This is a genomic window from Rhodoferax sp. LS1R11 (assembly GCF_056521395.1).
On the sequence record NZ_JBWMAW010000014.1, the window covers coordinates 35,462 to 49,505 of the forward strand.

16 protein-coding genes are annotated in these 14,044 nt (G+C 61.0%); 10 read left to right on the forward strand and 6 right to left on the reverse strand.

The features are described 5' to 3' along the window. Positions 1-10 precede the first annotated feature (10 nt). Complete coding sequence (locus tag AC097N_RS15990) at positions 11-739, forward strand: TFIIB-type zinc ribbon-containing protein (protein WP_479582687.1); 729 nt, start codon at positions 11-13, stop codon at positions 737-739. Between the two features lie 37 nt (positions 740-776). Continuing rightward, positions 777-1,679: a peptidoglycan DD-metalloendopeptidase family protein gene (locus AC097N_RS15995; protein WP_479582690.1), complete on the forward strand. Its 903-nt coding sequence runs from the start codon at positions 777-779 to the stop codon at positions 1,677-1,679. On the opposite strand, the gene AC097N_RS16000 is transcribed toward AC097N_RS15995, so the two are convergent. Continuing rightward, the gene (locus AC097N_RS16000; protein ID WP_479582692.1) at positions 1,676-2,350 is read right to left on the reverse strand and encodes a PRC-barrel domain-containing protein; all 675 of its coding nucleotides are present in this window, start codon (positions 2,348-2,350) and stop codon (positions 1,676-1,678) included. The two genes, AC097N_RS15995 and AC097N_RS16000, sit on opposite strands and share 4 nt — an antisense overlap. Before the next feature lie 237 nt (positions 2,351-2,587). Here AC097N_RS16000 and AC097N_RS16005 point away from each other — a divergent pair, with 237 nt between their 5' ends. The 4 genes from AC097N_RS16005 (at position 2,588) to AC097N_RS16020 (ending at position 5,812) form a co-directional block, all read left to right on the forward strand. Next, positions 2,588-3,127: a pseudouridine synthase gene (locus AC097N_RS16005; RefSeq protein ID WP_479582695.1), complete on the forward strand. Its 540-nt coding sequence runs from the start codon at positions 2,588-2,590 to the stop codon at positions 3,125-3,127. Beyond that, entirely contained in the window at positions 3,124-4,242 is a 1,119-nt protein-coding gene (locus AC097N_RS16010) for a GGDEF domain-containing protein (RefSeq protein WP_479582698.1), read from the forward strand. The genes AC097N_RS16005 and AC097N_RS16010 overlap by 4 nt, the downstream gene beginning before the upstream one ends. Before the next feature lie 91 nt (positions 4,243-4,333). After that, positions 4,334-5,140, forward strand: coding sequence for an HDOD domain-containing protein (locus AC097N_RS16015; protein WP_479582700.1), 807 nt, complete (start codon positions 4,334-4,336; stop codon positions 5,138-5,140). A 132-nt stretch (positions 5,141-5,272) separates the two neighbouring features. After that, entirely contained in the window at positions 5,273-5,812 is a 540-nt protein-coding gene (locus AC097N_RS16020; protein ID WP_479582702.1) for a DUF924 family protein, read from the forward strand. A gap of 20 nt (positions 5,813-5,832) precedes the next feature. Here the strand turns inward: AC097N_RS16020 and AC097N_RS16025 are convergent, their stop codons facing one another. Together AC097N_RS16025 and AC097N_RS16030 are read right to left on the reverse strand one after the other, a co-directional pair. Beyond that, positions 5,833-6,468: a CAP domain-containing protein gene (locus tag AC097N_RS16025; RefSeq protein ID WP_479582704.1), complete on the reverse strand. Its 636-nt coding sequence runs from the start codon at positions 6,466-6,468 to the stop codon at positions 5,833-5,835. Positions 6,469-6,555: 87 nt separating this feature from the next. Continuing rightward, a complete protein-coding gene (locus tag AC097N_RS16030; RefSeq protein WP_479582706.1) occupies positions 6,556-6,912 on the reverse strand; it encodes an HPF/RaiA family ribosome-associated protein in 357 nt (118 codons plus the stop codon). Positions 6,913-7,031: 119 nt separating this feature from the next. On the opposite strand from AC097N_RS16030, the gene AC097N_RS16035 reads away from it, so the two are divergent. From AC097N_RS16035 to AC097N_RS16045, 3 genes are all read left to right on the forward strand, one after another. Beyond that, a complete protein-coding gene (locus AC097N_RS16035) occupies positions 7,032-8,309 on the forward strand; it encodes a cation:proton antiporter (RefSeq protein ID WP_479582708.1) in 1,278 nt (425 codons plus the stop codon). Between the two features lie 52 nt (positions 8,310-8,361). Continuing rightward, on the forward strand, positions 8,362-8,958 hold the full coding sequence (locus AC097N_RS16040) for a thioredoxin fold domain-containing protein (RefSeq protein ID WP_479582710.1): 597 nt from the start codon (positions 8,362-8,364) through the stop codon (positions 8,956-8,958). 63 nt (positions 8,959-9,021) lie between these two features. Next, positions 9,022-10,854: an AMP-dependent synthetase/ligase gene (locus AC097N_RS16045; protein ID WP_479582712.1), complete on the forward strand. Its 1,833-nt coding sequence runs from the start codon at positions 9,022-9,024 to the stop codon at positions 10,852-10,854. A gap of 41 nt (positions 10,855-10,895) precedes the next feature. Here AC097N_RS16045 and AC097N_RS16050 read toward each other — a convergent pair whose 3' ends face one another. Beyond that, entirely contained in the window at positions 10,896-11,504 is a 609-nt protein-coding gene (locus AC097N_RS16050; protein ID WP_479582714.1) for a GGDEF domain-containing protein, read from the reverse strand. Between the two features lie 25 nt (positions 11,505-11,529). Continuing rightward, positions 11,530-11,769, reverse strand: coding sequence for a hypothetical protein (locus tag AC097N_RS16055; protein ID WP_479582716.1), 240 nt, complete (start codon positions 11,767-11,769; stop codon positions 11,530-11,532). Positions 11,770-11,983: 214 nt separating this feature from the next. On the opposite strand from AC097N_RS16055, the gene lysM reads away from it, so the two are divergent. Further along, on the forward strand, positions 11,984-12,487 hold the full coding sequence (gene lysM / locus AC097N_RS16060; protein WP_479582719.1) for a peptidoglycan-binding protein LysM: 504 nt from the start codon (positions 11,984-11,986) through the stop codon (positions 12,485-12,487). Positions 12,488-12,513: 26 nt separating this feature from the next. Here lysM and AC097N_RS16065 read toward each other — a convergent pair whose 3' ends face one another. Further along, complete coding sequence (locus tag AC097N_RS16065) at positions 12,514-13,914, reverse strand: aminotransferase-like domain-containing protein (RefSeq protein WP_479582721.1); 1,401 nt, start codon at positions 13,912-13,914, stop codon at positions 12,514-12,516. Positions 13,915-14,044: the final 130 nt, after the last annotated feature.

Genomic DNA, 14,044 nt, shown 5'->3' on the forward strand with positions numbered 1-14,044 from the left:
ACCTAAAACCATGCCAAGCGCCCCCCCCTGCCCCTCCTGCCGGGCCCCCATGGAGGTTCATGTCTTGCCCAGTGTCAACGGCGGCACAGTCGAGCTGGACCTGTGTTACCACTGCCACGGCATCTGGTTTGACCCGCAGGAGAACCTGAAACTCGCCCCCGCTGCAGTGGTGGAGTTGTTTCGGGTGCTGCACGAACACCGTGACGAAGTGCGGCAACCGCTGGCGCTGAAGATCAGCTGCCCGCGCTGCAGCAGCGCGCTGACGCAGGGTTTTGATCTGGTGCGCAGCGGCCGCTACATCACCTACCGCTGCGCCAAAAAGCATGGGCGCTTCAGCACGTTTTCTTCGTTCATGATTGAAAAGGGCTTTGTGCGGCTGCTAACCCGCCCCGAGATTGATGACATTGCCCGGCGCGTGGCGGTCATTCACTGCACCAGCTGCGGTGCGCCGGTGGACATCCGCAAGGACCACGCCTGCCCGCACTGCCGGTCAGCCTTCTCCTTGATTGACCCGCAGGCGGTGGAGCAAGCCATGAAAGGCTACGCGGCCGCCGCCCACGGGCCCACCGGCATCAAGCTGCCCGAACTGGCCGACGCGCTGGTGATGGTGGAGCGCGACCGGCAGCGGGCGCTGCGCGAAGAAAAGGCCCAACGCGGCGCCTTGTTCACCAGCAACGCCATGGAGGGCATCGACCTGTGGGCCGTTGGGGTTGCCATGGTGTGGAAGATGCTGGACTAAAGCCATTATTCTTATAAATCACTCGGTCTTGCACACTGTGAACACACGCCTCATCCCTTTCACGCCCCCCACACTCACCCGCCGCTACACCCTGCTCGGCGCCCTGGGTTGGCTGGCGCTGCCCGCGTCAAGTCATGCGGCGGCACCGATGGCGCCACCCTCTGGCGTCTGGCCCCAGGCGTCGCAAGTGCCGGGCGGCATTGCCCGCCTGTCACTCGGCCCGGCGGCGGTGCGGCCCGTCGCATCTGCAGGTGAGGTGCCCTTGCTGGTGCTGGGCGATGTGATTGAGTGGACGGCGGTGGTCGGCATTCCGCTGGCCGCCGCGCCCGGCGAAGCCAGCATTTCCGTGAAGACCGAGGACGGTGGCCAACGGCAGGTGCGCTACACCGTGGCGCCCAAACGTTATGTGGAGCAGCGCCTGAAAGTGGCGCCCGGTACGGTCGATCTGTCACCCGACAACGAGGCGCGCTACGTGCGCGAGCACGCGCATCTGGAGCAGGTGATGGCCACCTTCACCGAGCCCCTGCCGACTGCGCTGTCAACCTCGTCCTTGCGCATGCAGGTGCCAGTGCCGGGGCGGCGCTCCAGTTCATTCGGGCTGCGCCGCATCTTCAACGGGCAGCCACGCAACCCGCACAGCGGCATGGACATTGCTGCCGCCACCGGCACACCCGTGAGGGCGCCGCTGCCAGGCCGGGTGATTGACACGGGTGACTATTTCTTCAATGGCGGCACGGTCTGGCTGGACCACGGCGGTGGCCTGCTCAGCATGTATTGCCACCTGAGCACCATCAATGTGAAACCCGGCGACACGCTGACAACCGGCGAGAGGCTGGGCGCCGTGGGCGCCACCGGGCGCGTGACCGGCCCGCACCTGCACTGGAGCGTGATGCTCAACCGCGCCATGGTGGACCCGGCACTGTTTCTCGCGGCCAGTTAACTGGAAGCTTTGTGAATGGCCGCGCGCATGCGCTCGATGGCCTTGCTCACATCCACCTCGAACTCTTTCCACTTCTCAGCACCGGCGGCCTTGAGTGAAGCGAGTTTGTCCTGGGCCACTTTCAGTTCCTGTTTGAGGATGACGATTTGCTCGTCCATTTTGGTTTTGGCCTCACCCGTGGCCAGGGCGGCCTTGCGCTCGATGTCGGCGATGTTGGCTTGCGCTGCCAGCAGCTCCTTGTCCGCCTTGGCGACAAATTGCGCCTGCGTGGTTGAGGTACTGGCGTAGTCGAATTTGGGCATGGCCTTGACCGCTGCCTTGGTGGCGCCGGGCAACATAATTTTGCCGTTCTGGTTGACGATCTGCGCCACAGGAATAGCCACGTCATGGCGCCCCATGCCCAGAAACCCGCCCGCGCCAATGATCACGAAAGAGATGTTTTGGGCAGGATTGATGATCAGGTCTTCGACTTTGCCCACCTTCTCTCCGGCATCGTTGTAGACCGTCTTGCCCATGATGCTTTTCTTGACGCTCCAACCCTGCGCCACTTGGGTCAGGTCAAACGTGGCCACGCTCAGAGTGGTGGTTCCGGCCACCTGGGACTGGGCAGGTACCATCACGGTCAATAGGCCAGCCAGAGCCAGTGCGACGGCAAGGAGTTGTTTTTCCATGGGATTTTGCTTTCAAGAAGATGAGGGAAACCGGGCGGCAGGCCTACCCTGTAGCCGCTGTACCGTTTGTAAATCGCCCGACCGATTCCGTCCGTGCGCTGGCGCACCCCGGCGTCCCGGATAATCCATCGCCATGAATCTCTCACTCTTTCCCCTTGGCTGGCAGCACGATCTGCTGGGCGGCCTGTTCATCGGTTCGGGCGCGGCGTTGCGGCAGGCCAACTAGGCCGCCTTGCGATGCTGATCTGCTTCAACAAGCCCTACGGGGTGCTCAGCCAGTTCACGCCCGAGGGGCGCTGGCAAGGACTCAAAGACTTCATCGCCTTGCCCGAGGTCTATGTGGCAGGTCGGCTGGATGCCGACAGCGAAGGCCTGTTGCTGCTGACGGACGACGGCCCATTGCAGGCCCGCATTGCAGACCCGCGGTTCAAGATGGAGAAGACCTATTGGGTGCAGGTAGACGGGGTACCCGATGACGCCGCGCTGCAGACCTTGCGCCAGGGCGTGCAACTCAATGACGGCCCCACCCTGCCCGCCCGCGCCCGCAGGATGGACCCACCACCCGCCTTGTGGGAGCGCGTGCCGCCCATCAGGGTGCGAAAAGACAAGCCCACCGCGTGGATCGAACTGACGATTCGCGAGGGACGCAACCGCCAGGTACGGCGCATGACGGCGGCCGTGGGCCTGCCCACGCTGCGCCTGATTCGGGCCGCCATTGGCCCCTACACGCTGGAGGGACTGCCTCCCGCAGTCTGGCGGCAACAGGAACCCCCATGAATTTTCCTCTTCAAGACGGGTCTGTCACACCCGCCACCTTTGCGCTGACCCGCCGCACCAGCGAGTTTGCCGACGCTGCCACCGAGGTACGGTTTTTGACCCACCATCTCGAAGGCACAAAAGCGCAGTTGCGCACCACCCTGCTCCTGTGCTCGTTCTTCTACCTGCTCTTTTCATTGACGGATGTTGCCGTGCTGGGTTACGGCCCGACGGCGCTCACCCTGTTCTTGGCGCGCCTGTCCGTGGCCATCACGCACCTTGCCTCCACCGCGGTGGAGGTGGTGGGCATGGGCACCTTCATGCTGATCGCCAGCTGTCGCCCGGGTGAGCTGCCCTGGCATGCGATGTCCATGGCGATCATGCTCATCGTGGTCTACCTCTTTATTCCCAACCGGCTTTTGTACGCACAGACCATCGCGCTGAGCTCCACCGGCGTCTTCATTTTTCTGGCCTGGGCCGAAGGGAGCCTGAAGCTGGCCGAGATGTTCACCATGTCGATGCTGCTGCTCCTGGCCAACACCTTTGGCAGCGTGGCCGCACGCCGGCAGAATCGCCTGTGGCGCGAGGAGTTCCGGGCACAGGTATCGCTCAAAAACCTGGCCGTTCGCGACCCCCTGACCGGCTGCTACAACCGGCGCTTTCTGCATGAAAAACTGCTCCACGGTGAAATCTCCCGTGCCCAGCGTTACGGTCTTTGCCTGAGTGTGGTGATGTGTGACCTGGACCACTTCAAGTCGGTCAACGACCAGTTCGGCCACCCGGCAGGCGACGCCGTGTTGCAAAACTTTTCCCACCTGTTGAAGAAAATGACGCGGGAAGGCGTCGACAGCCTCGTGCGCTATGGCGGAGAGGAGTTCTTGTTGATCCTCCCCGAGACCGACCTCGGTGGCGCAGAACTGCTGGCCGAGCGGCTGCGCACCAGCTTTGCCTCATCGGTCACCGTGGTTGACGAACAAAGCATCCGTTCAACCGCCAGTTTCGGCATAGCCAGTGTGGACTTTTCCAACACCAGCAAGGGCATCACGCTTTACGAGCTGATCAAAAGCGCCGACCAGTTGCTGTATGACGCCAAGAGCGGCGGGCGCAACCAGTTGAACTCATTGCAGCTGGTGTGAGGGAACCAGCGTCCGATGGACGCTACGGTTTGCCGTGAAATTGCCGATATAGTAAAAAATCAGCTCGACAACCCCAACCAAAGGACGCTTCATGCCAGATATCTCCGTTTTTTTTCAGACGGTCAAATTGCCCGTTATGTCGGAGGTAGCACATTCGCTGATACGCACGCTCAATGCAGAAGATGCAACGGGCGAGCAAGTCGCCACCATCATTGCCAAGGACTCGGCCCTGACGGCCAAGCTGCTGCGCCTGGCCAACAGTGCCAGTTTTGGCCTGCCACGCGGTGTGAGCACGCTCAATGACGCGGTGAGCCTGGTGGGCATGTCGCGGGTCCGCACACTCGGGCTGGCCGCCGCCATGGGCGATGCGTTTCCCGTGGCCCCCGGCCTGGACCGGGCCGATTTTTGGCGCAGCTGCATGGTCAGCGCCGGGTACGCCCAGTGGATGTCGGCGCACCTGGGCATGGATGGCAGCCAGGCCTGGCTGGCCAGCATGATGGTCCGACTGGGTGAACTGATGATTGCCCAGGCCCAACCCACCAGCGTCCAGGAAATAGAAAAACTGCCTCATTTGCCCGGTGGCCGATGGGAACGCGAAGAACGCCTGACCGGCTTCAGCGAAGGTCAGATTACCGCCGAACTGGCTCGCCGCTGGAACTTCCCCAAGGAGATTGTTCACGCGCTGGACGCCTCATCCCACCCGATGGAGGTGCGGCCCTTTGACCGCCTGGGCGGCATCGTGCACCTGGCCATGCTGCTGGCTGATATGCCAGCCGGTGGGGTCGAGATGCTGGACGAATTGCCCCAGGACGTGGTGCAAGCCCTGCTCCTGAGGCCCGAATGGATGAAAACAAACTTTCCCCTGCCCGGTTCGTTTGCCGATATCTCAACAGTCTGACGTACCGCCCCAGCCTTTTTAGCTCCTGTTTTTATAGCTGCTTGCGCACGCTACACGGGGGCTAGAGGGCTTTTTCTTATAAATTTCTGGGCAACTTGGATAAAGAGCGGTCGGCCGTCGACAATCCCCCTCATGCAAGCGCAAGACATCATTCATTTCTGGTTCGAAGAACTGAACAACAAACAGCTTTTCGCCAAAGATGCCGCGCTGGACGCCATGATGCTGGAGCGCTTTGGCGCCACCTTGATCATGGCGGGCCGGGGGGAGTTGTTTGGCTGGCGGGCCACGCCCCTGGGCCGCTTGGCCGAGATTGTGGTACTTGACCAGTTCTCTCGCAACCTCTACCGGGGCACACCCCAGTCGTTTGCGCAGGATGCACAAGCCCTCACGCTGGCGCAAGAACTGGTTGCCAGCGGTCAAGACCAAACCCTGACGCTGGCGCAACGCACCTTCGCCTACATGCCCTATATGCACAGTGAGTCGCGCCTTATCCACAGGCAGGCGGCTGAACTCTTTGCCCAGCCGGGCCTGGAAAACGCACTGAACTTTGAGCACCGACACCAAGCCATCATCGCCCGGTTTGGCCGCTACCCGCACCGCAACGCCATTTTGGGGCGGGTATCGACACTGGCTGAGCAGTCGTTCCTGAAGCAGCCGGGTTCGTCTTTTTAAAGGCCAGCGCCTGAAAAATATCAGCTGCGGCCCAAGTCCATGGTCCAGTATAGGCGGTAGGTCGCAGCATCATTGCGCACACAAGCCACAGCGATGTCCCTGAAGGTAGGGTTCATCAGGTTCTGGCAGTGGCCGGGGCTGTTGATCCAGCCGGTGACAACGCTTTGCACGCTGGACTGCCCTGCCGCGATGTTCTCACCCACGGCCGAATAGCTATAGCCGGTGGCGAGTACGCGCTGGACCAGCGTTCGGCCATCCAGGCTGGTGTGTGAAAAATAATTGTTGGTCGCCATGTCGCTGGAATGACCGGTCGCCGCCTGCAACAGCGGCGTGTTCCAGACCAACGCCGTTGCGGGCGCGTAGGTGACAAAGCCGCACACGGCGCCAGCCGCCCGAAAGGCGTTGACTCTCTGCAATATCTCGGCCTGGATACCGGCGGAGCCGTTCAGCCCGCAGTTGGCATCAAGCGTTGGCGAGCTGACGACGGGCACCGTCACGGTCGTTGTGGCGGGCGTGGTCACCACCACGGGGGCAGGTACCAAAGCAGTGGGACTGGCTGCATCGCCACCAGACCCACCGCCACAGGCCACCAAGGTGCCAGCCCAAAAGGAGCCCGTCAAGGCATTCGTCCATCGTGTCATTTGCAGGGCGGTCATGGCGTGATTTCCAGGGTGGCAAAGCCTGAAATTATGGCGGGCCCTGCCCGCACTAACACCAGTTTCTTGTAAGTAAACGTGCCTCGATCAGGAGTCCGCGTCGTCAGAGGCAACAGGGTCTGGCGCAGCGGTCATCCGGCCAACGCGCCCCAGCGTGCTTTCAATCAAGCGGTTCAGCTTGTCCGCCGCGCCCGTGATAGCCTGATAAAGGGTACCGGCATGGTGGGTCACAGCCAGTGGCTGGCGACCTTCAATGCGGGCTTCCATCACACAGCGTTTGTCGGTTGGGCCGGTCTTGTGCCCGTTGTCATCACTCAGGTGCATCTCAACCCGCGTGATGTGCCCCTTGTGGTGAATCAAGGCGTTGCTTACTTCACTGGTAGCCCAAGCGGCCAGCGCCTCGTGACCTTCAATGTGATGGTCGGTATTGATTTGGATTTGCATGGCTCATTATTCGCCCGCATGGGGCGACAGGTTGTAGGACAAGGGGCCGTTTACGTTGGCTGACGTTTATCATCAAACTTACCGGACTAAACTGCCCGCCATGTCTGTGACACTCCTTCATGTCTAACGCGCAATGGTTCCTGCTGGTGGGAGGACTGTTGATGGTGCGGGGGCTGACAACGACCGTTCTCAAACACTCAGTCGTGACCGCCGCCATCATCTACCTGGCCGTGGGCATCCTGGTGGGTCCCAGCGTGCTCAATGTCTTTCACTTCAATCCGCTCAAGGAATCTGCACTGCTGGAAGCCCTGACCGAGGTGGCGGTTCTGATTTCCCTGTTTTCTGCCGGTGTGAAGATGCCGGTACCCTTCACTTTCGCGCGCTGGCAGGCGCCCATTCTGCTGGCTACCGTGTCCATGACGGTCACGGTGGGCATGGTCGCGGCCTTTGCCTACTACGTGCTGGGCCTTCCGCTGGGGGCTGGCGTGTTGTTGGGCGCCATCGTGGCCCCTACCGACCCGGTGCTGGCCACCGATGTACAAATTCGCCACCCCGGCGACCGGGACCACCTGCGCTTTACCCTGACCTGTGAGGCCGGCATGAACGATGGCAGTGCGTTCCCCTTTGTCATGCTGGGCTTGGGTTTGCTGGGTCTGCATGACCTGGGCGACTCAGGGTTGCGCTGGATTTTCGTCGACGTGGTGTGGGCCACCGTGGGCGCCATTGCCATTGGCATCGCCGCCGGTGTTGCGCTGGCCCGTGTCGGATGGACGCTGCGCCGGGAGCCCCACAAGCACGAACTGATGGACGACTTTCTCGGCCTCGGGTTGATCGGGCTTGTGTATGGCCTCAGCGTGATGGTCAACGCCTGGGGGTTTTTGGCCGTGTTTTTTGCCGCCGTGTCGCTGCGCCAGACGGAGCTGAAACTTTCTCAGTCTGCCCAAGGCCTGCGCGATGCCGCCGCAGACGCCGAGCCCCTGCACACCGTAAGCGAAGGCTCGCTGGTGTTCAAGGAACATCTGGAGCGCCTGTCTGAAGTCGTGATGATCTTGCTGGTAGGCGGCACCCTTTTCATCAACTCATGGAACTGGCAGGCGGTCTGGCTGGCCCTGTTTTTGTTCATGGTGGCGCGCCCGATCAGCGTGCTGATGGGCCTCATGGGCACGCGCACCACCTGGCGCATACGCGGCATGACGGGCTGGTTTGGCGTGCGCGGCATTGGCTCGCTGTATTACCTGATGTACGCAATACAGCACGGTCTGGAGGAATCGCTGGCACTGCAATTGATCCAGCTGACGCTGATTGTGGTGACCCTGTCCATCCTGCTGCACGGCGTCAGCGTCAAACCGCTGATGGGCTATTTCTGGCGGCGCAGCAAGCGCGAGACCACGCCATGATCTGTGGTTGCCACAATAGCGGCCTGAATCGTCCCCAAGAAAAGGAATCAACATGAATCTCACCCCACTTGCCGCGCCCCTCGTCGTCGCGCTGTCCGTGTTCATGACAGGCTGCTCCAAAGACGCGTCTACCGAAAAACCCGCCACGGACACCGCGGCCGTCAGCAAGCCGGCTCAACCCATGGAAGCTGTGGCCGCCCAGGGCAAGGGCTTTGCGGTAGGCGCGCTGATGAGTGCCAATACCGTGTACGTGATGTTCGATCCCCAGTGCCCCCACTGCGGCCAATTGTGGGAGGCATCGGTGCCGCTGCAAAAGAAGGTGAAGTTCGTGTGGGTCCCGGTGGCGTTCATCAACGCCAAGAGCGCGCCTCAAGGGGCAGCCTTGCTGTCAGCCGCCAATCCCGCGCAAGCCATGACCGAGCATGAGAAATCGATTCTGGCCGGCACCGGCGGCACCGCAGCCTCGGCCAGCGCCCCGGCTGAACTGGAGCAAGCCATCAAGAAAAATACGGTCCTGTTTAACAGCATGGCCGTGGAGTCGGTACCTTACATCCTCGCCAAAAACCTGCGTACGGGGCAGCTCGTGACCAACACGGGCGCCATGACGACGGCTGCGCTGGCTGATTTTCTGGGTGTGGACCAGCCCTGACCTGCCGTTGCAAAAGATGACTTTCATCAATTCGGCCAGCCGCCATCGGCCTACCATGGGCCGATGATTTCGAACCCCAAGCGCACCCTGCCTGATGGCATTCGAACGCTTGCACAGCTATTTTCCTGGCGTGTAGCCCAAACCTCGCAAGCCGAGGCCTATCGTCAGTTCAACCCGCAAACAGCGGTTTGGATCAGCACCAGCTGGGCCGAGGCGGGTGAGTTGGTCAAGCACTGTACGCAGGCCCTGGTCCGGCTGGACTTGCCCCGCGGCGCACGCATTGCCATTCTGCTGCCCAATGGTCTGGATGCCATCTGCATCGACCAGGCGGCCCTTGCCCTGGCCTGTGTCCCGGTGCCGCTGCATGCCATTGACAACCCCGAGAGCATTGCTTACATCCTGGACGACAGCGAAGCCGCGATGCTGGTTACCGCGTCTGACAAGCAGTGGCAAGCCATTGCGTCAGCGGGCAGGGTTCTACCCCATTTGCGTGAGGTCGTGGTGGTGCGCCATGAACCAGAGAATTCCGACGCGCTTGAGATCCCGCGTGTGCGCTCCCTCAGCAACTGGCTGGCATCCGCTGAAGGTGGCTTGAACTCAGCCCCGACAACGCGGACGCCACCTGCCGAAGACGAACTCGCTGCGCTGGTCTACACCTCAGGCACCACGGGCAAACCCAAAGGAGTCATGCTCACGCACGGCAACGTGGTGTCCAATGTGGACGCCACACTCGACCGGGTCGCGCCACTGGCCAGCGACATATTCCTGTCTTTCCTGCCACTGTCACACACCTTTGAGCGCACTGCCGGCTATTACCTGCCCATCGCGGCGGGTTGCTGTGTCGCCTTTGCGCGTTCAGTGGCGCTCTTGGCCGACGATCTCAAAACCGTGCGACCGACCATCCTGGTGTCTGTGCCCCGCATCTACGAGCGGGTGCATGACAAACTGCAGGAAGTGCTGGCGGGCGCCCCTCTGCGGGCACGCCTCTTCAACATGGCAGAGACTGTTGGGTGGCGCCGTTTCTGCCGCCAGCAAGGACTGCCTGTCCCGAAGCGGGGTCTGAAGGTGTTCGATGAGTTGGCCTGGCAAGTGCTGGAACCGCTTGTCGCCCAGCGCATGCTGCTTCAGTTTGGCGGCCGCCTGCGCGTGGCGGTCAGCGGCGGCGCGCCTTTGTCGCAGCCCATCGCGCGCAGCTTCCTCGGGCTGGGTCTGCCCATTGTGCAGGGCTATGGCATGACCGAGACATCCCCGATCGTGACGGCCAATGCGCCGGACGACAACAACCCGGACACCGTGGGACGCCCCCTGACGGGCGTGGCACTGCGCATCGGCGACAACCAGGAACTGCTGGTGCGCGGCCCCGGCGTCATGCGCGGTTACTGGAAGCGTGACGATGACACCGCACTTGCTTTTGTCGATGGCTGGCTTCGCACCGGTGACCAGGCAGCTATTGAAAACGGGCGCGTGCGTATTCTGGGCCGGATCAAGGAGATCATCGTCACCTCCACGGGCGAAAAAATTGCCCCCGCTGACCTGGAGTTGAGCATCACCGGGGACCCCTTGTTCGAGCAGGCCTACGTGTTCGGCGACAACCGTCCCTTCATTGCCTGCGTCGTGGTCCTCAACTGGGCTCAGTGGTTGCGACTGGCCACCCGCTTGAAACTCGACCCTTTGCTGCCGGGCAGTCTGGAGAACAGCGAAGCCCGGGCTGCGGTACTGGCACACATCAGCTTGCTGACCCGTGGCTTTCCGCACTACGCACAGCCCCGGGCCGTGCACCTGACCTCGATCCCGTGGACCCCTGAGAACACGCTGCTGACACCCACGCTCAAAATCAAGCGCAACAACCTGGCGACGCACTTTGCCGCCGAAATAGCGGCACTGTATCGACGCTAATTGTTCCTCGCCATCCAGGCATGGGGCCCTGATTGACCAGACTAGGCAACAACCAGACGATTGCGACCCGTTTTTTTGGCTTCGTACAGTGCCGCATCGGCTCGCGCCACGGCCAGGTCAGTGGATTCGGCCAGCACATGGGCGGACAGACCGGCCGAAAAGGTCACCTGCAACTCGGGATGTTGAGACCAGTTTTTCGGGTCGGCGCAACACTGGCGCAGGCGCTCGACGACGTGAATGGCCTCGTCGACCGAGGTCGATGGCAACAGCAACATGAACTCTTCGCCACCCCAGCGCGCCAGCATGTCTCCCGCGCGAAGCGGCGTGCTCAGGATATTTGAAAACATGCGCAAAGCATCATCTCCGGCCTGATGACCTCGCGTGTCGTTGATGTGTTTGAAGTGATCGATGTCAATGATGCAAACACACAACGTGGCTTGCTGGCGGTGGGCTTTGCGGTCCTCCTGCGCAAATACCTCCAAAGCCTGGCGCCGGTTTGGCAACCCGGTGAGTTCGTCATGCGAGGCCAATTGCCGAACTTTCTCCAACACATCGCGAAGTTCCTTCTTCTGCGTTTGCAACTGGTGGCGCAGTGCACTCAGCTCGCCAGCCAAAAAAGAAATCGCCGGCAGCACAATCGCACTGAGCACAAAATTAAATGCCTCAGTCGTGGGGTCAAATGTCTCTGGCCACCGATGCGAACAAGCCAGCATCACAACCGCCAGGGAAGCAACCGACAGCCAGCCAAGCTGGCGACAGCGGCGCCGCTGACAACTCTGCCTTACCGCCCACCACGGCGGCAAATTGAATCACCAGACAAATCAAAAAAACACCACTGGCACCCAGCGTGCGCATGAGACGCAAACGCTGTTTGGACTCGGTTCCCAGCAACAGGTCCGGCATGGACTTGATCATGAGGCTCAACCTATAAAAAGCCACTTTCCGGGCTTTGTGAGCCCGGGACAACGTTATCGCTGAATTCTACGACCGCCCCTGTTTTCAGAAGACTGCGTAATAGTTCACTGCACGAGCGCCTGCGAGGGTGACGAACACGACGACTTGTCATGGCATTGGAGTAGAGTCACTTGGGTCAAATTCTGTAACCACAAACTACTTAAGGGGTGTTCTCATGGGCATGTTTAGCTTTATCAAGGAAGCTGGCGAAAAACTGTTTGGCCACAAAGAGGTAGAAGCTGCTGCGGCCACCGCCGCCACGGACAACTCTGCCAAAGCCAAGCTGGACGAGCTCAATGCCTCCGCCGCCTCGGCCATCGGTACCTATATCGAAGCACAAAACCTGGGCATCGAGGGTTTGAATGTGGCCTTTGACGGTGCCAGCGGCAACGTCACCCTGCAAGGCAGCGCACCCACCCAGGATGCCAGCGAAAAAGCAGCCCTGTGCTGCGGCAACGTCAGCGGTGTATCCAGCGTGGACAACATGCTGGCCGTGACCGAGGCGGCCAGCGAGTCCCGGTTCCACGACGTGGTGCGCGGCGACACCTTGTCGGGTATTGCCAAGGAATACTATGGCAACGCTGGCAAGTACATGGCTATTTTTGAAGCCAACAAGCCCATGCTGAGCCACCCTGACAAAATTTACCCAGGCCAGAAACTGCGTATTCCAGCCCTTTAAAAGCGTTCATAGTCGGGGCTGGCCACTCAGCCGGACTTGGCCATCCGCTGGCTCTCCAGAAAAGCGAACACGGCCGGGTCGTCGCAAAACGCCACATTGAAACGTAACCAGGGGCTGGGCTGCAGATCCGGGCTGAAGAGATGCCCGGGGCCCAGTAAGATGTCCTGCTCGGCGGCCTTGTAGGCCAGTTCCGCAGCATTGGGGATGTCCGGGTGTTTGGCCCACAGGAAAATGCCCGCCTTGGGTTCGAAAAAAATCTCGAACCCTATTTTCAGCAACGCATGGGCTGCCATTTCATGCGCCTTGGCCAGACGCTCACGCAGGCTCTTGATGTGCTTTCTCCACCGCCCGTCGATCAAGGCCCCATAAGCCAGGCGTTCGCTGAATTCGGAGGACGTCAGCCCGGAAATCATCTTGAGCTGGGCCAGATCTTCCAGCAAGTCGGGGTTGGTGGCCAGATACCCGACCCGGATATTGGGTGAAATGGTTTTTGAAAAACTGCTGATGTAGATCACCCGGTTCAACTGGTCCAGACTGGCCAGCGAGGGCCTGGGCTCGGGGTCCAGATCCGCGTAAATATCATTTTCAACCACCAAAAAATCATGCTTGTCCGCCAACTGCATGACCCGGTGCAGATGGGCCAGTTGCGCTATGGAGCCAGTCGGGCTTTGCAGCCGGGGCTGGGTGAAAAAGACCTTGGGCTGGTGCTCCAGAATCAGGCGCTCCAGCGCCACCAGGTCATACCCGGCCGGGGTACGTGGCACACCAATCAGGCGAGCCCCCAGAAATCGCAACGAAAACAGCAGATTGGGGTAACCGGGGTCGTCCACCAGCACAGCGTCACCTGGTCGCACCAGACGCCGGGCGACCAGGTCCATGGCCTGGCTGGAGCCGTGGGTCAGCAGCACCTGCTCGGAGGTCACGGCAATCTCCTGCTCGGCCAGCAGGTCGCGCACCAACTGGCGCAGCGGCGGATAACCCTTGGGCTCACCATAGCCCCCCAAATCCACGTTGTCCGCAGCCAGACTGCGCAGGCTGCGGCGCACCCCCTCCTGGAACAGCCAGTCGCTGGGCATCCAGCCGCAGCCGGGTTTCATGCGCAACGCACGGTTTTCGAAAATCCGGCGCAGGTACCACATCGAGTCAAAGCTGAAATTGGGGCCATGACCGGGCACCTCGGTAGCCGAGACGGGCCGGTGTTTCACAAAAAATCCCGAATGGGGTCGTGAGGCGAAGTAGCCCTGCGCCACCAGACGGTCATAGGCGTCCACCACCGTGAACACACTGACCTCGTGGGCATGGGCAAATTGGCGGATGGACGGCGCTTTGGAACCCGGTCGCAGCGAACCGTCCTGAATCATCAGGCGAAAGCCCTCGACGATCTGCTGGACCAGCGGCGTCGAACTCTGGGGATTGAGAGAAAACATGAAGAAAGCCAAGGGTTTGTCTGTATAGGTGCCGTTTACTGCACAGTGCATCCTCAAAAGGATGTCATCTGTATATGGTAGCCGTCGCAGTCAGGTTCTACATTCACGGGAGTTTCCTAACCGCCTCAAT

Excerpts from the sequence above, each read along its gene's own strand:
- AC097N_RS16065 (WP_479582721.1), bottom strand. The coding sequence starts at position 13,914 with ATGTTTTCTCTCAATCCCCAGAGTTCGACGCCGCTGGTCCAGCAGATC.
- AC097N_RS16005 (WP_479582695.1), top strand. The coding sequence starts at position 2,588 with ATGCTGATCTGCTTCAACAAGCCCTACGGGGTGCTCAGCCAGTTCACG.
- AC097N_RS16030 (WP_479582706.1), bottom strand. The coding sequence starts at position 6,912 with ATGCAAATCCAAATCAATACCGACCATCACATTGAAGGTCACGAGGCG.
- AC097N_RS16015 (WP_479582700.1), top strand. The coding sequence starts at position 4,334 with ATGCCAGATATCTCCGTTTTTTTTCAGACGGTCAAATTGCCCGTTATG.
- AC097N_RS16045 (WP_479582712.1), top strand. The coding sequence starts at position 9,022 with ATGATTTCGAACCCCAAGCGCACCCTGCCTGATGGCATTCGAACGCTT.
- AC097N_RS16000 (WP_479582692.1), bottom strand. The coding sequence starts at position 2,350 with ATGGAAAAACAACTCCTTGCCGTCGCACTGGCTCTGGCTGGCCTATTG.
- AC097N_RS16035 (WP_479582708.1), top strand. The coding sequence starts at position 7,032 with ATGTCTAACGCGCAATGGTTCCTGCTGGTGGGAGGACTGTTGATGGTG.
- AC097N_RS16010 (WP_479582698.1), top strand. The coding sequence starts at position 3,124 with ATGAATTTTCCTCTTCAAGACGGGTCTGTCACACCCGCCACCTTTGCG.
- AC097N_RS15990 (WP_479582687.1), top strand. The coding sequence starts at position 11 with ATGCCAAGCGCCCCCCCCTGCCCCTCCTGCCGGGCCCCCATGGAGGTT.
- AC097N_RS16040 (WP_479582710.1), top strand. The coding sequence starts at position 8,362 with ATGAATCTCACCCCACTTGCCGCGCCCCTCGTCGTCGCGCTGTCCGTG.
- AC097N_RS16025 (WP_479582704.1), bottom strand. The coding sequence starts at position 6,468 with ATGACCGCCCTGCAAATGACACGATGGACGAATGCCTTGACGGGCTCC.
- AC097N_RS16055 (WP_479582716.1), bottom strand. The coding sequence starts at position 11,769 with ATGATCAAGTCCATGCCGGACCTGTTGCTGGGAACCGAGTCCAAACAG.
- lysM (WP_479582719.1), top strand. The coding sequence starts at position 11,984 with ATGGGCATGTTTAGCTTTATCAAGGAAGCTGGCGAAAAACTGTTTGGC.
- AC097N_RS16020 (WP_479582702.1), top strand. The coding sequence starts at position 5,273 with ATGCAAGCGCAAGACATCATTCATTTCTGGTTCGAAGAACTGAACAAC.